Genomic DNA, 20,167 nt, shown 5'->3' with positions numbered 1-20,167 from the left:
ACGCAAATGCCAAAGTATAAAGTATTACAGCTGAACCACTAAAACACAACAGGGGCCAGACCCGCGCTGGCGTGCCGGACGGGCCGGCGGCGCCAGGCGGGGTCTGACCCCGGCACGCAGGCCAGCGGCCGCTTACACGGTCAGCACTTCCTTTTCCTTCTCGGCCACCATCTTGTCGATGTCGGCGATGAACTTGTCGGTCAGCTTCTGCACTTCGTCGGACGCGCGGCGCTCGTCGTCCTCCGAGCAGGCCTTGTCCTTGACCAGCTTCTTCAGCGATTCATTGGCGTCGCGGCGGATGTTGCGCACGGCGATCTTGGCGTCCTCGCCCTCGCCCTTGCACAGCTTGACCATCTCCTTGCGGCGCTCCTCGGTCAGCGGCGGGGTCGGCACGCGGATCACGTCGCCCTGCGACGACGGGTTCAGACCCAGGTCGGCGTCGCGGATGGCTTTCTCGATGGTGGCGGCCATCTTCTTCTCGTACGGCTGCACGCCGATGGTGCGCGCGTCGATCAGGTTGACGTTGGCCACCTGGGCCAGGGCCGTGGGGCTGCCGTAGTATTCGACCATCACGTGGTCCAGGATGCCGGTGTGGGCGCGGCCGGTACGCACCTTGGCCAGGTCCGCGCGCAGGGTTTCCAGCGATTTGACCATGCGTTCCTGGGCATTCTTTTTAACGTCAGCTAGGGACATTGCTGCTCTCCTGTATCTTGGGTGGGACTATACGTCGGTTTGTAGATGAAAATTTAAACGTGCACCAGTGTACCTTCATCCTCGCCCATCACAACGCGCATCAGCGCGCCGGGCTTGGTGATGGAGAACACCTTGATCGGCAGTTTCTGGTCGCGGCACAGCGCGAAGGCGGTGGCGTCCATCACCTGCAGGTGCTTGGCGATGGCTTCATCGAAGGTGATCGAGTGGAACAGGGTGGCGTGCGGATCCTTCTTCGGATCGGCCGTGTACACGCCGTCGACCTTGGTGGCCTTGAGCACGATCTCGGCGCTCACTTCCGAGCCGCGCAGGGCGGCGGCCGTGTCGGTGGTGAAGAACGGGTTGCCGGTGCCGGCGGCGAACACCACCACCTTGCCCTCCTCCAGGTACTGCAGCGCCTTGGGGCGCACATACGGCTCCACCACCTGCTCGATGCCGATGGCCGACATGACGCGCGCCGTGATGCCCACGTGGCGCATGGCGTCGGCCAGGGCCAGCGCGTTCATCACGGTGGCCAGCATGCCCATGTAGTCGGCCGTGGCGCGGTCCATGCCCTGGGCGCCGGGCGCCACGCCGCGGAAGATGTTGCCGCCGCCGATGACGATCGCCAGTTCCACGCCCATCTTCGCCACCTCGGCCACATCGGCCACCATCCGCTCGATCGTGCCGCGGTTGATGCCGTACGGGTCGTCACCCATCAGGGCCTCGCCGGACAATTTGAGGAGGACGCGCTTGTAGGCTGGTTTTGACATGAGCTGGGGCTCCTTAATTTGGTTTATTCGGGTGTGACTGCCGGCGGACGGTTCACGCTCGCGATGATACCGCGAACGCGCCGCTGCGCGCCGGGGTGCTGCCAGCCCGCCGCCCGGGGTGGCCGGGAGGGCGGGTTAAAAAAACGGGCCTCGCGGCCCGTTTTCACATTACGCTCCTTTGGAAGCGGCCATCTGCGCGGCCACTTCAGCGGCGAAGTCGTCTTGCTTCTTCTCGATCCCCTCGCCCACCACATACATGGTGAAGGCTTTCACGGAGGTCGCTTTCTCTTTCAGCATCTGCTCGATCGACTGCTTGTCGTTCTTCACGAAGGCCTGGTTCAGCAGCGACACTTCCTTCAGGAACTTCTGCACGGAACCTTCCAGGCGCTTGGCCAGGATTTCCGGCGACTGGGCAGGCTTGCCTTCAGCGGCGGCCTTGGCGGCGTCTTCTTCCGCTTTCAGCTGGGCCACCGAGCGCTCTTTCTCGATCAGTTCGGCGGGCACCTGGTCAGCCGACAGCGACACCGGCTTCATGGCGGCGATGTGCATCGCCACGTCCTTGCCCACTTGCTCGTCGGCGCCGTCGAATTCGACCATCACGCCGATGCGGGTGCCGTGCAGGTAGGAGGCCAGCTTGGCCGACGTTTCGAAACGCTGGAAGCGGCGGATCGACATGTTCTCGCCGATCTTGCCGATCAGGGCCGAGCGCACTTCGTCCAGGGTCTTGCCATCGGCTGCCGGCAGGGCCAGCAGGGCGGCCACGTCGGCCGGGTTGTTCTCGGCCACCAGTTTGGCGGCGGTGTTGGCCAGGTTCAGGAAGTCGTCGTTCTTGGCCACGAAGTCCGTTTCCGAGTTCACTTCCACCAGGGCGCCCACGCCGTTGGCGATGTAGGTGGCCACCACGCCTTCAGCCGTGATGCGGGCCGATGCCTTCGAGGCTTTGCCGCCCAGCTTGACGCGCAGGATCTCTTCCGCGCGGCCCATGTCGCCATCGGCCTCGGTCAGTGCTTTTTTGCATTCCATCATCGGTGCATCGGTCTTGGCGCGCAGTTCGCCAACCATCGCTGCAGTAATCGCTGCCATGTGTTTCTCCTGTATTCTGTGGGGGTTGTGGCACGGGGCGGCGCACGGTACGGCGCACGGCGCCCGGTCCACGACATTAAAAAAAAGGGGGAGCTGCTGCCACCCCTTTTTCCTTGCTACTGACGAGCGGGCGATTAAGCCTGTTCGTTCACTTCGACGAACTCGTCGCCAGCGGCGGCTTTGATCATCTCGACGACTTCGTTGCCAGCGGCGGCACGGCCTTCCAGGATGGCGTCAGCCACACCGCGGGCGTACAGCATGATGGCTTTCGAGGAGTCATCGTTACCGGGGATCACATAGCTCACGCCTTCTGGCGAGTGGTTGGTATCGACCACGCCGATGACAGGGATGCCCAGTTTTGCCGCTTCGGTGATCGCACCTTTGTGGTAGCCGACGTCAACGACGAAGATCGCGTCAGGAACGCCACCCATCTCCTTGATGCCGCCGATCGACTTCTGCAGCTTGACCATTTCGCGTTGGAACATCAGCGCTTCTTTTTTCGACAGCTTCTCGACGGAACCGTCTTCGATCGACGCTTCCATGTCTTTCAGGCGCTTGATCGAGGTCTTGATGGTCTTGAAGTTGGTCAGCATGCCGCCCAGCCAACGCTGGTCGACATAAGGAACGCCTGCGCGCTGGGCTTCAGCGGCGATGATGTCGCGGGCTTGACGCTTGGTGCCGACCATCAGGATGGTGCCACGGTTCGAAGCGACCTGTTTCACGTGCTTCATCGCTTCCTGATACATACCCATCGTCTTTTCCAAGTTGATGATATGGATCTTGTTGCGGTGACCGAAGATGAACGGTGCCATCTTTGGGTTCCAGAAACGGGTTTGGTGGCCGAAGTGGACACCGGCTTCCAGCATTTCGCGCATAGTTACGGACATATTAAACTCCAGGGTTGGGTCTGGAATCCGATCAGTCACCTTGACGGCACCCTTGTCGACCGGATTCGCGTGTGTAATTAAAAAAAGTCTACTTTTTACAACATTGCTCAAAACCGAATTCAAGCAACCCGAGATTCTACCGCAATTCCACCATCCGGATCAAGTGCGGCGTGGCGCCGGCCCGGCCCCGGTCAATTTCAGCGCACAATCTTTTTGACAACTTTATCAATGTCAAGAAAAATCAATGTCATTCCGATGAAATATTTTTAGCGTTTGTGGCTTAAATGGCAGCAATAAATGTCCAGATCGTATTATCATTAGGAAAACTATAGTTCTGTAATGGCAATACCAAGTTGCAGGACACTATAAACCAGCATAACAATGGGAAGAACAACATCATGTCCATCGCTCTCGCTGTCACGCTCGCCGCCTTGTCCACCGTGCAGCCCAGCTGCTCCTGGGACCGGCCCGGCGTCAACCCCTACACGGGCAATGCGAATGCCGCCATTGACCGCTACACCGATCTGCCACCGTCCGTGCGGGCGGAACTGAAGAAGCGCATCGCCAGCAAGCAGCCTGACGACATGGTCAACATCACCCGCGACGCCATCACCAGCGATAGCGGCGGCGCCTACGACCCGGCCATCCGCGACATGCACTTCGGCGCCGCCTCCGTGTGCCACAGCGTGACCCGCAACAAGTGGGCCCGGACGCGCGTGGAGCCGGCGGCCGTCTATTGCGCGGAGAACCATTGCATCCTGGTGCCCAAGATCTGCGGCAACATCAGCCGCATCTCGCGCCCCTCCGCCCCCGTGGCGCACGCCACGGAAGACGGCGCCGGCGGCCGCGCGCCGATCCTGGTGGCCGCCGCCGCCCCGGTGGTGCTGGTGCCGGCCGAGGCGCCGATGATGGTCCAGGCCCCGCCCGAGGTGACGCTGGCGCCGCCGGTGCCGCTGGTGGCGCCGCCGCAGTTCGTCAACTCGGCGCCGCCGTTCGAAGTGCAGGTGGGCCTGCCGCCGACGCCGCCGACCCCGCCGTCGCCGCCCCCGGTGCCGGAACCGGACACCTGGGCCATGCTGCTGGCCGGCTTCGGCCTGCTGGGCTGGCTGGCCAAGCGCCGCGCCGCCTGATTTTGCCCCTCCCGCGGGCGCGCCGCCTGGCCGGCGCGCCCGCGCAAGCGCCCCGCCGGTCAGCACGGGACGCCACGCCTCGTTTATAATTTCAAGCTATTGCACGCCGCGAGCACGGACCTGAAGTCCGATCTGCTCGCCGCCTGCGTTTTTCCCGTTTACTTTGCAGATTGCGATCCACTATGTCGATTACCATCAACACCGCCGAAGACATCGCCGGCATGCGCGTCGCCGGCCGCCTGGGCTCCGAGGTGCTGGACTACATCACCCCCTTCATCAAGCCCGGCGTCACGACCGGCGAGCTGGATCGCCTGTGCCACGAGTACATGGTCAACGTGCAGGGCACCATCCCGGCCCCGCTCAACTACTGCCCGCCCGGCTACACGCCGTTCCCGAAAGCCATCTGCACCTCCGTCAACGACGTGATCTGCCACGGCATCCCCGGCGACAAGGTGCTCAAGAACGGCGACGTGGTCAACCTCGACATCACCGTCATCAAGGATGGCTACCACGGCGACAACAGCCGCATGTTCTTCATCGGCGAACCGTCGATCCTGGCCAAGCGCCTGTCGGACATCACCTATGAGTGCATGTGGCTGGGCATCGCCCAGGTCAAGCCGGGCGCCCACCTGGGCGACATCGGCCACGCCATCCAGCAGCACGCGGAGAAGGCCGGCTACAGCGTGGTGCGCGAGTTCTGCGGCCACGGCATCGGCAAGGTGTTCCACACCGAGCCGCAAGTGCTGCACTACGGCCGCCCCGGCACGCTGGAGGAGCTCAAGCCCGGCATGATCTTCACCATCGAGCCGATGATCAACGCCGGCAAGCGCGAGATCCGCGAGATGGGCGACGGCTGGACCATCAAGACCAAGGACCGCAGCCTGTCGGCCCAGTGGGAGCACACCATCCTCGTCACCGACACCGGCTACGAGGTGCTGACCCTGTCGGCCGGCAGCCCGCCGCCGCCGGCCTTCATCACCAGCGCCGCCAAGGCCGCGTAAGCGCCATGCCGGCCGCCGCGTTGAAGAAGGATCTCCGGGAGCAGCTCAAACGCCAGCTCAAGGCCGACCGCCAGCTCGTCATCGCCGGCTTCCAGGCCGACGGCATGCCCGAGAAGCTGCTGCGCAACCTGCGCCAGAGCGTGGACGCGGTGCTGACGCAAGCGTGGCACGCGGCGGCCCTGCCGGACGACACGGCCCTGGTCGGCGTGGGCGGCTACGGCCGCGGCGAGCTGTTCCCCCACTCGGACGTGGACCTCTTGATCCTGCTGGCGCGCGCGCCCGACGAGGCCACCCGCGCCAAGCTCGAGGAGCTGGTGCAGCTGCTGTGGGACCTGGGGCTGGAGATCGGCCACAGCATCCGCACCGTCAATGAATGCATGACCGAGTCGCAGGCCGACATCACGGTGCAAACCAGCCTGCTCGAGGCGCGCCTGATCTGCGGCGACCAGCCGCTGTTCGAGGAGCTGCAGCGGCGCTACGCGGCGGCCATGGACCCGCGCGCCTTCTTCCACGCCAAGATGCTGGAGATGCGCCAGCGCCACGCCAAGTACGAGGACACGGCCTTCAGCCTGGAGCCGAACTGCAAGGAGAGCCCGGGCGGCCTGCGCGACCTGCAGGTGATCCTGTGGATGGTCAAGGCGGCCGGCGTGGCCAGCTCGTGGCGCACGCTGGCCACCTCGGGCCTGATCACCCAGACCGAGGCCAAGCAGCTGATGGAGAAGGAGCGCGCCTTCAAGGACATCCGCGTGCGCCTGCACCTGCACGCGGGCCGGCGCGAGGACCGGCTGGTGTTCGACGTGCAGACGGCCATCGCCGAGACGCTGGGCTTCCAGGCCACCGGCAGCGGCGCCAACATGCGCCGCGCCAGCGAATACCTGATGCAGCGCTACTACTGGGCCGCCAAGACGGTCACCCAGCTCAACACCATCCTGCTGCAGAACATCGAGGAACGGCTGTTCCCGCAGTCGGGCGTGGCCGTGCCGATCAACGCGCGCTTCAATGAGCTCAACGGCTTCATCGACATGAACGACGACGACACGTTCGAGCGCACGCCGTCGGCCATGCTGGAGATCTTCGTGCTGATGACGGAGCGCCCCGCGCTCAAGGGCATGACCTCGCGCACCATGCGCGCGCTGTGGCACGAGCGCTTCAAGATCGACGCCGGCTTCCGCCAGGATCCCGTCAACCGCGCGCTGTTCCTGCGCATCCTGCAGGCGCCGGTGGGCATCATCCACACGCTGCGGCGCATGAACGACCTGTCCGTGCTGGGGCGCTACCTGCCCAACTTCCGCAAGATCGTGGGCCAGATGCAGCACGACCTGTTCCACGTGTACACGGTGGACCAGCACATCCTGATGGTGGTGCGCAACATGCGCCGCTTCACGATGACCGAGCACGCGCACGAGTACCCGTTCTGCAGCCAGCTGATGGCCAACTTCGCGCAGCCGTGGGTGCTGTACGTGGGCGCCCTGTTCCACGACATCGCCAAGGGCCGTGGCGGCGACCACTCCAAGCTCGGCACGGTGGACGCGGCCCAGTTCTGCCGCGACCACGCCATGAGCGCCGAGGACACCGAGCTGGTGGTGTTCCTGGTCGAGAACCACCTGACCATGTCGCAGGTGGCGCAGAAGCAGGACCTGTCGGACCCGGACGTGGTGGCCGCCTTCGCGCGCCTGGTGGGCGACGAGCGCCACCTGACGGCGCTGTACCTGCTGACGGTGGCCGACATCCGCGGCACCAGCCCCAAGGTGTGGAACGCGTGGAAGGGCAAGCTGCTCGAGGACCTGTACCGCGTCACGCTGCGCGTGCTGGGCGGCGAGCACCACTCGGCCGACAGCGAACTGAAAAACCGCCAGCACGAGGCGCTGGCCACGCTGCGCCTGTACGGCCTGCCGCCGGACGCGCACGAGGCGCTGTGGAAGCAGCTCGACGTGGCCTACTTCCTGCGCCACGACGCGTCCGACATCGCGTGGGAGACGCGCGCGCTGTACAACCGCATGGACAGCGCGCTGCCGGTGGTCAAATGCCGGCTGGCGCCGATCGGCGAAGGCCTGCAGATCGCCGTCTACGTGCGCGACCAGGCCGACCTGTTCGCGCGCATCTGCAGCTATTTCGACCGCAAGAACTTCAGCATCCTCGACGCCAAGATCCACACCACCCACCACGGCTACGCGCTCGACACCTTCCTGGTGACGGAGCAGAACTTCGCCAAGAGCTACCGCGACATCATCAGCCTGATCGAGCACGAGCTGTGCGAACTGCTGACCAGCCAGGCGGCGCTGCCGGCGCCCGGCAAGGGCCGCCTGTCGCGCCTGTCGCGCAGCTTCCCGATCCAGCCCACGGTCGACCTGCGGCCCGACGAGCGGGGCCAGTACTACCTGCTGTCGGTGGCGGCCAACGACCGCACCGGCCTGCTGTATTCGATCGCCAACGTGCTCACCAAATACAAGATCAGCCTGCACACGGCCAAGGTGATGACGCTGGGCGAACGGGTGGAGGACGTGTTCCTCGTCGACGGCGCCGCCCTCAGCAACGCCCGCCTGCAACTGCAGCTGGAAACCGATCTACTGGACGCGCTCAAGGTGTGAGCCGCGTCCGCCCTACTGAAGAAACAACGCAACATGAGTGAAGAACTTTTACGCCTGTCCAAACGGATGTCCGAACTGGGCCTGTGCTCGCGCCGCGAGGCCGACGAATGGATCGCCCGGGGCTGGGTGCGGGTGGACGGCAAGGTGGTGTCCGAACTGGGCAGCAAGGTCTACCCGAGCCAGCGCGTGACGGTCGAGCGCCAGGCGGCGGCCGAGCAGTCCAAGCGCGTGACGGTGCTGATCAACAAGCCCATGGGCTACGTGAGCGGCCAGGCCGAGGACGGCTACCAGCCGGCCGTGGCCCTGATCAAGCCCGAGAACCGCTGGGCCGACGACCCGGCCACGGAACAGTTCCATCCGACCCAGCTGCGCAGCCTGGTGCCGGCCGGCCGGCTCGACATCGATTCCGTCGGCCTGCTGGTGCTGACCCAGGATGGCCGCGTGGCCAAGCAACTGATCGGCCACGACACCGACATCGACAAGGAATACCTGGTGCGGGTCGAGTACACGCGCCCCGGCAGGCTGCCCGAGGCCGACCTGAAAAAGCTCAACCACGGGCTGTGGATGGACGGCAAGCCCCTGCTGCCGGCCAAGGTCCGCTGGCAGAACGACGACCAGCTCAGCTTCACCCTGCGCGAAGGCAAGAAGCGCCAGATCCGCCGCATGTGCGAGATGGTGGGCCTGAAGGTGGTGGGCCTGAAGCGCGTGCGCATCGGCAAGGTCAAGCTCGGCGACTTGCCTGTCGGACAATGGCGCTACCTGCGTCCGGACGAACGCTTCTGAACTTGCACTGTCCACGACAACGCCCCGGTGTGGCGCGGGGCCGCCATTAGATGAAAGATTCTTGCTATTGTGCAAGCCAACACCGGCAATAGTGGGTAAACTACCCCCCGCAGACCATCTTTTTCCCCCGAAAATTGCAAAGAGATATGCCGTCGTGAATAATCCCCTCCCCACCCAATTCCGCCGTGGCCCGCCCAGCCTCAAAGACGCGCAGGAGCCCATCGCGGCCGGCAGCAAGCCGCACGAAATGACCGGCGAGCAAGACATCGGCGACGCGCTGGCCATGCTGGCCGAGACCGGCGACCCGGTGTCGATCTATCCGCACAGCAGCACCAACGTGGTGATGGCGCGCATCCACTCGGTCGATCCCGACCATCCCCATTTCGTGCTGGAACTGAACGAAGGCGAGTACCTGCCGCCGGGCGAGGCCGTGTTCGTGGCCTGGCTGCGCAGCGCCAAGATGCAATTCAAGCTCAGCTCGCCCGACTGGGCGCCGCTGCCCGAGCGCCCCACGCTGATCCCGGCCACGTTCCCGGAGAAATGCCAGATCCTCAACCGGCGCGCCGCCCAGCGCCTGGAGACGCCGCTGGGCGTGTACTTCCTGGCCTCGTTCGTGCTCAACGGCAAGCCCTACGAATTGCAGTTGTATGACTTCTCGGCCGGCGGCGTCGGCATGCGGGCCGCCCCGCGCGACGCGGTCGGCTTGCACGTGGGCCGCAAATTGCAGCGGGTGCGGCTGGAGCTGGGACCGGACGCCGTCATGATCGCCGACCTGGAAATCCGCCTGTCGCGCACCTTCCGCTCATTCTTGCTCGGCGAGCAAGTACAGATCGGCTGCCAGTTCATCAACCTGTCGCCGGCGATGCGCGACGAGCTGGCCCGGCTGCTGCAGAAACTGAGCGCGGAAAAGAACCGCTGACGGTTGAGGCCCTCCGGGCGGAGGGCCGTACAACATTTCTGGCGCCATAATTTTATTGCTTCGAAATCCACTAAATAGGCAGGTTAGCAACAAAAAACGCAAATATTTATGTTTTCAGTTAGCAAATTCCGTGAGTCTTATGATAACCTGACTTCACTGCTTCAAATTCACACCGCTGGCAGTTGTGAGGCGCAGTCAGAATAACGAGCGATGCCAGTCATTTGTCACTCTACAAACACGGGATATAACATGAACAACATGAAGACCAAAGCAGTTAAACTGGCGATGGCCGCTGCTGGCTTGGTGCTGGCTGCGTCCGCACATGCTGCGAGCTGGGTCGACCTGACCAGCTCCGTTAGCACGACCGGCGACATCGGCACCCTGGCGCTGAATGGCCTGACCTACCAGTTCTCCGACATCGGCAACCTGAGCGTTGGCTACTACGACGGCAACCTGAAGCAAGGCGTGGACAAGATCCCTGGCGCGCTGCAGAGCAGCGGCCTGTTCGGCCTCACTTCGTCGAGCGTGCTGAAGCTGGTTGGCAGTGCTGACTCCATTTCGGGCAACACCCTGACCATCACCCCGCCGCCGGCGTTCGACAATCTGGCTGTGCACATCGGTGGCGGCGAACTGCTGTTCCACTGGAGCGCACTGAATACCTCGGTGTTCAGCCTGACCACCAGCGCGCCAGTGAACCCGGACACCGGCACGAGCAACCTGAGCAACTATCGCGCCTTCACCTCGGCCGTTCCTGAGCCAGAAACCTATGGCATGCTGTTGGCCGGTCTGGGCCTGGTGGGCTTCCTGGCCCGCCGCCGCAAGGCAGCCTAACCGGCACCCGCCGCGTCGCATGACAAAACGCCCTGCCCGGGGCGTTTTTTTTCGTCCGTCATCTTTGGCCGGCGCCGGCCCAGCATTACGGCTAAAATGGCGCGATGACCTCCACCCTATTCGCCTGGCTGCGCCACCTGAGCCGCGTCTGCGGCTTCGACACGGTTGATTCCTTTCCGCCGGGCCATCCGTACGCCCGCACGCGCTGGAACGGCGCGTATTTCGACATCGCGTCCGACGTCGCGCCGGAGCAGATCGAACACCGCCTGTGCGAAGCGATCAGCAACACGCCGCTGGTGTTCGGCTACATCACCAATCCCACGCCGCGCATGCAGCGCGCCTTGCTGGCCGTGCTCGAACAACGCATGCGCAACAACCGGGGGCGCGCCACGGAACTGGCCCTGCTGCTGATCGAGGCCTACCGCAGCCCCCACGTGGCGGAAGTATTGCCGGGCCTGCGCGCGGCCATCGCCGGCACCGTCGGCCAGGACGACGGCGACCGGGCCCGCAGCCTGATGGCCTACCTGGCCGGCATGACCGCGCCGTTCGACGTGATCGACGCCCGTCCCTGAGCCGATGGCGCGCCGCCCCCCTTCCCCATCGTGCCCGCCGCCCGGCCGGCGCTGCGCCCCATGACTCAGGCCAGCTTGACCGCCTTCAAATCCGTCCGGTACGCGGGCCAGGGCGACGGCCCGCGGCTGATCGTGCTGGGCGCCGTGCACGGCAACGAAACCTGCGGCACACGCGCCATCGAACGTCTGATGGCGGAACTGGACAGCGGCGCCGTGCGTCTGGTCCGTGGTTGCCTGACGCTGGTGCCGGTGGCCAATCCGCTGGCCTACGCGCGCGGCGAACGCGCCGGCGAGCGCAACCTGAACCGCAACCTGTTCCCCAACGCCGCGCCGCAGGACTTCGAGGACCGCGTGGCCAACTGGCTCTGTCCGCTGTTGGCCAGCCATGACGTGCTGCTGGACCTGCACTCGTTCAACGCCCCCGGCGAGCCGTTCGCCATGGTGGGGCCGCGCGACAACGACGGGCCGCTGGAACCATTCCGGCACGCGCGGCAGGAGCGGGCGCTGGCGCGGCGGCTGGGCGTGCGGCGCTTCGTGGAGGGCTGGCTGCGCACCTATGGCCAGGGCGTGCGGCGGCGCTTGCGCGGCGACAGCCGGCTGGACACGGTGCTACGCTACGGCGTGGGCACGACAGAATACATGCGCAGCACGGGCGGCTATGCGCTCACGCTCGAGTGCGGCCAGCATGCCGATCCGCGCGCGCCGCAGGTGGCCCACCAGGCCATCGTCAATACGCTGGCCTTCCTCGGCCTGACGGACGCCCCGGCGCCGGCGCCGGTGGCCGAGGCGCAGATGGACGTGCTCAGCATGGCCGAAGTCCACGACAAGCTGCACCCCGACGACCAGTTCAGCCGCGACTGGGCCAGCTTCGACCCGGTGCGCCAGGGCGAGGAGATCGGCCGCCGCGCCGATGGCACGCCGGTGCTGGCCGGCTTCGACGGCGTGATGCTGTTTCCCGACAGCGCCGCCGGGGCCCATTGTGAATGGTTCTACCTGGCCCGCCACGGCGCCGGTTTGTGACGGCCGGGCGTCGCTTTCCCGCAGGCTTGCGCCATGCAATGGTGGCGCGCGGGGGACGATGCGTCTAAAATCGTCGCAGGAGGCAAGATGCATATCCCTGGGTTATTTTTGCTGACGGCGCTCGTCCTCACCGCCTGCCCTGCGCCGGCGCGGGCCGGGGTGAGCAATCTGCCCGTCCTGGCGCAGGAGAGCCTGCCGCCCAAATGGATAGACCGGGGCGACCACAGCGAGGGCGTGTGCCCCGACATCCTGCAAGCGATCGAGAAGGTGGAGCCGCGCGTGCACTTCACCGGCCAGCACGAGTTCCGCTCCCTCCCCGTCATCGAACAGGGGCTGGAATCGGGCAACGTGGCGTGCGCCTGCGCGCTGCTCGATACGGCGCGCCGGCGCGCGATCGCCACCATCGTCGGCAAGCCGCTGTACTTGGTGCGGCACCGGGTGGCGGCGGCGGCCGGCGACCATGTGCGGGTCGACAGCCTGGACGAGCTCGTCAAACTCAAGCCGCTGGTCAACACCTCGCGCGGGGCCGGTTATTCGGACCAGTTGCGGGCGCTGGGGCTGAAGGTGGACGACAGCACCAGCGACAACGTGGTCAACCTCAAGAAGATCATCGCCGGCCACGGGCGGTTTTTCTACATGAACGAGCTGTCGCTGAACTGGATCGTGCGCGAGAACGGCCTGGGCGAGCAGGTGCGCGTGATGCCGGGCGTGCTGAAGGAGGAACCGATTTATTTCTGGGTCAGCAAGAAGGTGCCGCCGGCCACCGTCCACCTGCTGGACCAGGCGCTGCTGAAACTCAAGATGAACGGCGAACTGAGCCGCATCTACGAGCGCTGGAGCGGCGGCCGCTGACGGCGCGCGCCGCTCACGCCGTGGCCACCTTCAAGCCGACGATGCCGGCCACGATCATGGCGATGCACGCGAGCCGCAGCACGCCCGCCGGCTCGCCGAGCACGATGATGCCGAAGATCACCGTCCCCACCGTGCCGATGCCGGTCCAGATCGCATAGGCCGTCCCCAGCGGCAAGTGACGCAGGGCCAGGCCCAGCAGGCCGACGCTGCCGGCCATGGCCAGCAGCGTCAACACGGTCGGCACGGGCCGGGTGAATCCGGCCGTGTATTTCAGCCCGACGGCCCATGCCACTTCGAGCAAGCCGGCCAGGATCAAAATCAACCAGGTCAATGTGTTCTCCTTGATGGGCGGGGCGGGCCGACCCCGCGCGCGCATGAGGGCGCAGTGTAGCACCGCCGCGCCGGCCACGCCGGCCACGGCCATTTTTCGCGGCGCCGTGCACGTTCTCCATTTATATCGTAAGATGGCGATATTGAAATCGGTGAAAACCGATACATATATCGTCCTGTGACGAAACAAATGATGTAAGAGCGAGCAATCATGGATATCGATGCAATTCACAAAGCGCTGGCCAACCCGGTGCGACGCCAGATCCTGGCGTGGCTCAAGGAGCCGGAAGTATTTTTCGCCGACCAGCAACACCCGCTCAGCCTCGGGGTGTGCGCCGGGCTGATCGACCGCCGCTGCGCCCTGTCGCAATCGACCGTGTCGGCCCACCTGGCCACGCTGCAAAAGGCCGGGCTGGTGCAGTCGTACCGCGTTGGCCAGTGGAATTACTTCAAGCGCGATGAAGCGACCATCCAGGCATTCCTCGAACACATGAACACAGGCCTCTGAACGGGGCTTCCCTTTTTGCCGGCCTGGTCCGGCACTTTTTGACAGGAAAATCATCATGGCAAATCTGTTTGATCCCATCACCATCGGCAACCTGACCCTGAAAAACCGCATCGTCATGGCGCCGCTGACGCGCGCCCGCGCCGTCGGCGGCGGCCGCGTGCCCAACGCCCTGATGGCCAAGTACTACACGCAGCGCGCCAGCGCCGGCCTGATCCTGAGCGAAGCCACGGCCGTCACGCCCCAGGGTGTCGGTTACGCGGACACGCCGGGCCTGTGGTCGGATGAGCAGGTGGCAGGCTGGCAGCTGGTGACGAGCGCCGTGCACGCGGCCGGCGGCCGCATCTTCGCCCAGTTGTGGCACGTGGGCCGCATTTCCGATCCGTCCTTCCTCGACGGCCAGCCGCCGGTGGCGCCCAGCGCCATCGCCGCCAACGGCAACGTGAGCCTGCTGCGTCCGCAGCGTCCCTTCCCCGTGCCGCGCGCGCTGGAGACGTCGGAACTGCCCGGCATCGTGGCCGCCTACCGCAAGGCGGCCGAGAACGCCAAGCTGGCCGGCTTCGATGGCGTGGAGGTGCACGGCGCCAATGGCTACCTGCTCGACCAGTTCCTGCAAGACAGCACCAACCACCGCACCGACAACTACGGCGGTTCGATCGAGAACCGCGCCCGCCTGCTGCTGGAAGTGACCGACGCCTGCATCGACGTGTGGGGCGCCGACCGCGTGGGCATGCACCTGGCGCCGCGCCGCGACACCCACGACATGGGCGACTCGGACCCGGCCGCCACCTTCGGCTACGTGGCGCGCGAGCTGGGCAAGCGCAAGATCGCCTTCATCTGCGCCCGCGAAGCGGTCGGCGACGACAGCCTGGCGCCGATGATCAAGCGCGAATTCGGCGGCGTGTTCATCGCCAACGAGAAGATGGACAAGCAGACGGCCCAGCGCGTGCTCGACGCCGGCACGGCCGACGCGATCGCGTTCGGCAAGGCCTTCATCGCCAACCCCGACCTGCCGCGCCGTTTGCAACTGGACGCGCCGCTCAACGAGTGGAAGATGGAAACGTTCTACCATCCGACGGAGGAAGGCTACACCGACTACCCGGCGCTGGAAGTGGCGTAACGCCGGCGGGGGCGCTGCGGCGCCTCCCGGCGGGCGGGCCGTGCTGCTGGATGGCACGGCGCAAAAAAAACAGGGCGCTGCGGCGCCCTGTTTTTTTGCGTCCGCCGCGCGCGGTCAGCGCGGGATCATGTAGTTGACCGGCACGAACTGGTAGCCCTTGCCGCTGGCGCGCAGATGACCGAGGGCCGGGAATTGCAGGTGGGCGGCGCCGATCAGGTAGCCCTGCTTGGCCGCATCGGCGAAGGCGGCCTTGCGCTGGAGGGCGGCGGCCTTGTTGTCCTCGTCGTAGGCGATGGTGACGGCCGGCTCGTCGAACTGGACCGCCGCCACATGCATCAAGTCACCCAGCAACACCAGCTTCTGGCCCTTGCTTTCCACCACATAGGTGATGTGGCCCGGCGTGTGGCCGGCGCTCGCATACGACTTCACGCCCGGCACCAGTTCCGAGTTGCCGACGATGGGCACGAACTTGTTGGCCTGCACGTAGGGACCGAGCGCGCCCATGGCGCCTTGGAACAAGCCCTTCTGCTCGGCCGGCGCCTTGTCCATGTTGGCCTGGCTGAGCCAGAAATCGGCGTCGGCCTTGCCGGCCCGCACCACGGCGTTCGGGAAGGTCCGCTGGCCATCGGCCACCAGGCCGCCCACGTGGTCGGGGTGCATGTGGGTCAGGTAGATCTCATCGACCTGCTCGGGCTGGTAGCCGGCCGCCTTCAGGTTCGCTACCAGCTTGCCCAGCGTGGGGCCGAACAGGCCGGCCGCGCCCACGTCCACCAGCACCAGCTTCTCGCCCGTGTTGATCAGGAAGCCATTGACCGAGGTTTCCAGCGGGCTGTGCTCGAACGAGCGGGCCAGCGCCTGGTCGGCCTTGTCCTTGGGCATCTTCAACAAGGTATCGACCGGCAACTCGACCGTGCCATCGCTGAGCACGGTCACCTCGAACGCGCCCAGCATGGTGCGGTAAAAGCCGGGCGCCTGGAATTTGGCCATCGGCGCGGCGGCCTGGGCCGGAGCGGCGCAGCAGGCGGCGGCGATGGCGGCGCCTATGGCGGCCTGCAACGACCGGGAAAGCAGCGTCGAAATCATAGAGTGTTCCTTTGCTAATAGTTGCCAGGAACACTAAGATACCCGATTTGCCGCTTTCCCGCAGAGCTCGCCTTAGACGCCGCTTCAGAACGTGACGGGCAGCCGCACCGACAGTTGCACATCCGGCGTGTCGCGGGTCAAACCGGCGCCCACGGCCACGTTGACGGTGCGCCGGTCGCTGAGGCGGTACGACATGCCCAGCAGTAGCGTGCCCAGCTGGGTGCGCACGGAGCCGGGCACGGGCTGGCCGTTCTGGCGCGTGCGCGCGATGGCGCTGTGGTCATAGCCGAGGCTCATGGCCAGCTTGTCGTTCAGTGCCAGCCCCAGCCCGAAATTGAAGCCGACCACGCCGCCGGGCGCGACCGTGCCCAGCGGTTCGGACTGGCCGTTCAGCACCTGGCGCATCACGCCGCTGCGCCGGAAGTTGTGCAGATAGCTGACGCTGCCAAACAGGATGGCCGGGTCGCTGGGGTAGAGCCAGGTGAGGCTCGGTTGCAGCGCGTAAAAGCCCGACCCCGTGGGCAATTGCAATGGCAGCCCGGTGCCGGTGGCGTCCGGGCCCACGCAGCGGGTCACGCAATCGGTGACGACATCGAACGGATCCTTGCCGCTGCGGGTCTTCAGGCGCAGCCCGCCCACGTAATAGGCCTGGCTGGCGGCGTCGCGCCGGAACTGGTGGCGCAGCGCCAGTTCGATGTCGCCCAGCGCCTTGCCGCTCGTGTCGAACGCCCGGTCCACGCCGGTGCCGGTGAGGATCTCGCGGCTGACCGTGCTGTCGGAACGGTACACATACGGCACTTTCAGCTCGACCTCGGTGCGCGGCCCGATGCCGTAGCGCCCGGTCAGCGTGGCCGTCACCGTGTTGCGCTTGAGTTCGCGGATATCGACCAGTCCGATCAGCAGGGCGGGAATGATGGTGTAGCCCACCAGCGCCACGCGGTTGCTCGACGAATAGCCGAACTGCAACGACGGCTCCAGCACATAGTGGCCCTGGGCCGTGAGCACGCCCGGCTGCTCGAACAGCGGCGCCACCTCGGGCGGGCGACCGGCGCCCGGCGGCGCCTCGCCCACCGGCCTGCCGCCGGCCGCCGCCCCCGTGCCCGCCGCCGCGCCCGTGCCAGCGCCGGCGCCGGTGGCCGGGCCTGCTCCGACGTCCGCGCCCAATCCTCGGGCATTTCCAGCGCCGGTGCCCCGCAGCGCCGCCAGTCGCGTTGCCGGCACGGCTGGCAGCGCGGGCGTCGCGCTGCCCTGGCCGGACTGGCCGCGGCCCCCCTGCCCGCCGCCGTCCCGTCCCGTCCGCTGCCCTAGCTCGCGCCGCAGCGCCTGCAATTGCGCCTTCTGCTCGGCCAGCTGTTGCTGCATGTCCCACAACCGCGCCTGCAATTCGGCCAGCGCGACGCCAGCCGGCCGCGCCTCCTGGCCGGGCGCCCCGCCCTGCTGCGCCAACACGGGCGCACTGCACAGCACCACCGACAATCCTATCGAACTGATACGCAATGTCTCACGGTATGGCATCGTCTCTCCTCAAGCGCTGGTGGCTGGCGGCCACGGACTGCCGCCGCGCCCTCCTATTTCGGGCGCACGGCATTGCTGAGCGCATCGCGCAGGCCGCCTTCGAAATTCAGACTCTTGAGCAAGGACAGGCTGTTGACGGCCGTGCTGATGGTCGTCTGGCTGCGGATCAACTGGTCGCTGGCGCTGTTCTGGACCACCAGCGCCGCCACGCCCTGCGCTAGCTGCGGCGCCTCGAACACATTGCCCGCGCCATGCTGGACCAGCGTCAACGCCGCCGCGTCGCCCGCCAGCGGCGTGGCGCCGGCAACCACCTTGCCCAGGTCGGAAATGACAAAGTTACTACTCGCCACGACGTTGCCATTGATCGAAACCAATCTTTCCACACCTAGCGACAAGATCAGGCCGTTGCCGGCATCGAGGCCGCCGCGCGCGCCGTCGAGCCGGCCATCGTCCACCGCCACCCAATCATCGGTGGGATCGTGGGCCAGGGCGGGCGCGCAGCACAGGCACAGCGCCAGCCACAGCGGGCGCATGGTCGTCATGGCTGGCACGGTGGACATGGCAGCGCTCCCGTCAGAAATTGCCGGCGCCATTCTTGGGCAAGGTGACATCGGCCAGGCCGCGGCTGTCGAACGGATCCGTCAGCGGCGCGCGCGGCGCGGCGCGCCAGTCGGCCGCCGCGTTGAAGCGCGCGGCGCCGCGCCAGCCGTGGATCACGAACAGCAGCCGGTTGCGCCAGATCGCCTCGAACGCCGCTTCGCTCATCGCGCGCGTGCCGACGGCCGGATCGCCGAGCAGCACCCGTCCTTCGGCCACGCCTTTGACGACGACGAAATGCTGGTAGCCGTGGTCCGACACGAGCACGATGGCCGGATAGCGCGCCTGCACCAGCTTGGCCAGCGGCAGCTCGTAGCCGTCGGCCGTGAAGCCGCGCTCGGCCAGGTAGTGCTTCATGTCCAGCAAGGAAAAGCCTTCGCGCCGAATTTTCGCCTGGTCGCCGTGCGCGTACATGTCCGCGAACACGTGCTGCTCATCGACGGGAAAATCGTAGTGGTAGCTGAGCAAGGTGGCCACGGCCGCCGAACCGCAACTGAAATCGTACTGCTGATGCACCGTGCTCTGGAAACGCATGGCCGACAGGCTGGTGAGGCGCAGCGCAAAAAAGCCGCCCCCGGCCGGCAACTCCAGCCCGGCGGCGCGGGCAGTCCGGCCGCCCAGGGCGGCAAGCACAAACAAGGCGATGGCGGCGCGTTTCATTTCAGCTCGACGTTGATGATGGTGGCGTTCTGGATCAACACGTTCGCGCCGGAATTCTGTATCGCCACCGGCAGACCGGAAGCGTTGCTGAACGCGCCATTGGTGATGATGTTGGCCCCCGTGGCCACGTTGACGGCCGCGTTGCCGGCCACCGTGCCGTTCAGCCGCATGTCGTTCGTGACCGTGTCGGTCCCGCCGCGCCATTGCGCGAGCCGTTCCGGCGCCAGCGGCGGCACGCCGAACAGCGCGCCATCGTCGTCGCGCGCGGTGATCGCCACCGTCGGCGCCGTGACAGCCCGGCCCGCCGCAACGGGCGCGGGCGCAAGCACGGCGGCGGACGCCAGCGGGGCGGCGGCGATGGCCAGCGTATCGCCCCCCTGCCCGCGCGCCGGCCCGTGCAGGCACGCCGCCAGGCCCAGTGCGCCCCAGAATGGGATAGTGTGAAGTCGCATATCGTCCTCTCGCTGCAAATGATGGCGGCGGCGGGCCGCTGCCCTGGCCCGCCGCCGCCACCGCGCACTACTTACCGACCTGCAAATTGGCTTGCACGTTCACGCTTTGCTGCACCAGCGATGCGATCCCGCTGTTCTGGTTGACGACCATCACCCCGGCCGCCGACTGGCCCACGTTGCTCATGGTGTTGGACATATTGAACGTGCCCGCGTCCACCGAGACATTGCCGGCCGCGCCGCCAGTGCCGCCCGCCCCGGCGCCACCCGTGCCGGCGCCGGCCGTGTTGGTGCCGCCCGAACCGCCGGCGCCGCCCGAATTGCCGCCACCGCCGGCTCCGCCGGCGCCGCCGTCACCGGCCGTCGCACTGCCGTTGCTCGGGTTGCCGTTGCTGCCATTGCCGCCGGTGGCCGAACCGCCGCCGGCGCCGGCGCCGCCCGTGTTCTGCGCCATGCCGCTGGCCGCGCCGCCACCGCCGGCCGCGCTGACTAGTGCCCCGAGCGATGAAGCCCCACCAGCCCACCCCTTGGCCGCTGCAGCTTGCCCGCCCGTCCCCGCCGCGCCGACTGTGTCCGCCAACACCTGGCCGGGTGTCCCGCTGATCGGACTGTTGATCCCCGCCGCGCCACCGCCCCCGCCGCCACCGGCCGAGGTCGTATCGTAATAAGCCGCACCGCCGCCGCCACCTCCCCAACGAGTGACCAGAACCGAGGTTATACCAGCGGGCACGGTAATCGTGCCATTGGACGCGAATAGCTGCGACCCGCGATTCTGCAGC

Annotated in this window: 22 protein-coding genes; 11 read left to right on the top strand and 11 right to left on the bottom strand. The window is 66.4% G+C overall.

The annotated features are described in order from the left end of the window. Positions 1 to 132: 132 nt before the first annotated feature. The 4 genes from frr to rpsB all read right to left on the bottom strand — a co-directional run bounded on the left by frr (position 133) and on the right by rpsB (position 3,433). Positions 133 to 693: a ribosome recycling factor gene (gene frr / locus AC1RQG_RS21920; RefSeq protein WP_493134528.1), complete on the bottom strand. Its 561-nt coding sequence runs from the start codon at positions 691 to 693 to the stop codon at positions 133 to 135. Positions 694 to 746: 53 nt separating this feature from the next. Then, a complete protein-coding gene (gene pyrH, locus AC1RQG_RS21915) occupies positions 747 to 1,463 on the bottom strand; it encodes a UMP kinase (protein WP_182164413.1) in 717 nt (238 codons plus the stop codon). A 168-nt stretch (positions 1,464 to 1,631) separates the two neighbouring features. Then, entirely contained in the window at positions 1,632 to 2,546 is a 915-nt protein-coding gene (tsf, locus tag AC1RQG_RS21910; protein WP_493134526.1) for a translation elongation factor Ts, read from the bottom strand. A gap of 134 nt (positions 2,547 to 2,680) precedes the next feature. After that, positions 2,681 to 3,433, bottom strand: coding sequence for a 30S ribosomal protein S2 (gene rpsB / locus AC1RQG_RS21905; protein WP_493134524.1), 753 nt, complete (start codon positions 3,431 to 3,433; stop codon positions 2,681 to 2,683). A gap of 398 nt (positions 3,434 to 3,831) precedes the next feature. Between rpsB and AC1RQG_RS21900 the strand changes: the two genes are divergently transcribed. The 9 genes from AC1RQG_RS21900 to AC1RQG_RS21860 all read left to right on the top strand — a co-directional run bounded on the left by AC1RQG_RS21900 (position 3,832) and on the right by AC1RQG_RS21860 (position 13,129). Beyond that, positions 3,832 to 4,563, top strand: a complete 732-nt coding sequence (locus tag AC1RQG_RS21900) for an MHFG family PEP-CTERM protein (RefSeq protein WP_493134522.1) — start codon at positions 3,832 to 3,834, stop codon at positions 4,561 to 4,563. Between the two features lie 182 nt (positions 4,564 to 4,745). Then, positions 4,746 to 5,564, top strand: a complete 819-nt coding sequence (gene map, locus AC1RQG_RS21895; RefSeq protein ID WP_493134520.1) for a type I methionyl aminopeptidase — start codon at positions 4,746 to 4,748, stop codon at positions 5,562 to 5,564. 5 nt (positions 5,565 to 5,569) lie between these two features. After that, positions 5,570 to 8,152 carry a [protein-PII] uridylyltransferase gene (locus tag AC1RQG_RS21890; RefSeq protein WP_493134519.1) on the top strand — a complete coding sequence of 861 codons (2,583 nt, stop codon included), beginning with the start codon at positions 5,570 to 5,572 and terminating at the stop codon, positions 8,150 to 8,152. Between the two features lie 33 nt (positions 8,153 to 8,185). Further along, positions 8,186 to 8,935 (top strand): pseudouridine synthase, encoded by a 750-nt coding sequence (locus AC1RQG_RS21885; protein WP_493134518.1) that lies wholly within the window; start codon positions 8,186 to 8,188, stop codon positions 8,933 to 8,935. 247 nt (positions 8,936 to 9,182) lie between these two features. Continuing rightward, positions 9,183 to 9,854 carry a flagellar brake protein gene (locus AC1RQG_RS21880; RefSeq protein WP_493134703.1) on the top strand — a complete coding sequence of 224 codons (672 nt, stop codon included), beginning with the start codon at positions 9,183 to 9,185 and terminating at the stop codon, positions 9,852 to 9,854. Between the two features lie 249 nt (positions 9,855 to 10,103). Beyond that, positions 10,104 to 10,685, top strand: a complete 582-nt coding sequence (locus AC1RQG_RS21875; protein WP_493134517.1) for an FxDxF family PEP-CTERM protein — start codon at positions 10,104 to 10,106, stop codon at positions 10,683 to 10,685. A 104-nt stretch (positions 10,686 to 10,789) separates the two neighbouring features. Next, on the top strand, positions 10,790 to 11,257 hold the full coding sequence (locus AC1RQG_RS21870) for a hypothetical protein (RefSeq protein ID WP_493134516.1): 468 nt from the start codon (positions 10,790 to 10,792) through the stop codon (positions 11,255 to 11,257). A 60-nt stretch (positions 11,258 to 11,317) separates the two neighbouring features. Continuing rightward, complete coding sequence (locus AC1RQG_RS21865; RefSeq protein ID WP_493134514.1) at positions 11,318 to 12,277, top strand: M14 family metallopeptidase; 960 nt, start codon at positions 11,318 to 11,320, stop codon at positions 12,275 to 12,277. Between the two features lie 87 nt (positions 12,278 to 12,364). Further along, entirely contained in the window at positions 12,365 to 13,129 is a 765-nt protein-coding gene (locus AC1RQG_RS21860; protein ID WP_493134513.1) for a substrate-binding periplasmic protein, read from the top strand. Positions 13,130 to 13,142: 13 nt separating this feature from the next. Here AC1RQG_RS21860 and sugE read toward each other — a convergent pair whose 3' ends face one another. Further along, positions 13,143 to 13,460 carry a quaternary ammonium compound efflux SMR transporter SugE gene (gene sugE, locus AC1RQG_RS21855; protein ID WP_493134512.1) on the bottom strand — a complete coding sequence of 106 codons (318 nt, stop codon included), beginning with the start codon at positions 13,458 to 13,460 and terminating at the stop codon, positions 13,143 to 13,145. Positions 13,461 to 13,670: 210 nt separating this feature from the next. On the opposite strand from sugE, the gene AC1RQG_RS21850 reads away from it, so the two are divergent. Both AC1RQG_RS21850 and AC1RQG_RS21845 read left to right on the top strand, forming a co-directional pair. Beyond that, on the top strand, positions 13,671 to 13,967 hold the full coding sequence (locus AC1RQG_RS21850) for an ArsR/SmtB family transcription factor (RefSeq protein ID WP_493134511.1): 297 nt from the start codon (positions 13,671 to 13,673) through the stop codon (positions 13,965 to 13,967). Between the two features lie 55 nt (positions 13,968 to 14,022). Beyond that, positions 14,023 to 15,084, top strand: coding sequence for an alkene reductase (locus AC1RQG_RS21845; protein WP_493134509.1), 1,062 nt, complete (start codon positions 14,023 to 14,025; stop codon positions 15,082 to 15,084). A gap of 114 nt (positions 15,085 to 15,198) precedes the next feature. On the opposite strand, the gene AC1RQG_RS21840 is transcribed toward AC1RQG_RS21845, so the two are convergent. The 6 genes from AC1RQG_RS21840 to AC1RQG_RS21815 all read right to left on the bottom strand — a co-directional run bounded on the left by AC1RQG_RS21840 (position 15,199) and on the right by AC1RQG_RS21815 (position 20,118). Next, a complete protein-coding gene (locus AC1RQG_RS21840) occupies positions 15,199 to 16,167 on the bottom strand; it encodes an MBL fold metallo-hydrolase (protein ID WP_493134508.1) in 969 nt (322 codons plus the stop codon). Between the two features lie 84 nt (positions 16,168 to 16,251). Next, positions 16,252 to 17,682 (bottom strand): acetate kinase, encoded by a 1,431-nt coding sequence (locus AC1RQG_RS21835; protein ID WP_493134507.1) that lies wholly within the window; start codon positions 17,680 to 17,682, stop codon positions 16,252 to 16,254. A 53-nt stretch (positions 17,683 to 17,735) separates the two neighbouring features. Then, positions 17,736 to 18,242 (bottom strand): hypothetical protein, encoded by a 507-nt coding sequence (locus AC1RQG_RS21830; RefSeq protein ID WP_493134505.1) that lies wholly within the window; start codon positions 18,240 to 18,242, stop codon positions 17,736 to 17,738. 13 nt (positions 18,243 to 18,255) lie between these two features. Next, complete coding sequence (locus AC1RQG_RS21825) at positions 18,256 to 18,939, bottom strand: C39 family peptidase (protein WP_493134504.1); 684 nt, start codon at positions 18,937 to 18,939, stop codon at positions 18,256 to 18,258. Continuing rightward, positions 18,936 to 19,391: a hypothetical protein gene (locus AC1RQG_RS21820; protein WP_493134502.1), complete on the bottom strand. Its 456-nt coding sequence runs from the start codon at positions 19,389 to 19,391 to the stop codon at positions 18,936 to 18,938. The genes AC1RQG_RS21825 and AC1RQG_RS21820 overlap by 4 nt, the downstream gene beginning before the upstream one ends. A 67-nt stretch (positions 19,392 to 19,458) precedes the next feature. Beyond that, the gene (locus AC1RQG_RS21815; RefSeq protein ID WP_493134701.1) at positions 19,459 to 20,118 is read right to left on the bottom strand and encodes a glycine-rich domain-containing protein; all 660 of its coding nucleotides are present in this window, start codon (positions 20,116 to 20,118) and stop codon (positions 19,459 to 19,461) included. Positions 20,119 to 20,167: the final 49 nt, after the last annotated feature.

The sequence above is a fragment of the Rugamonas sp. GW822-FHT03B10 genome, from assembly GCF_058801745.1.
The sequence above is the reverse complement of the archived record's forward strand: the minus strand, read 5'-3'. Positions and strand labels throughout refer to the sequence as shown.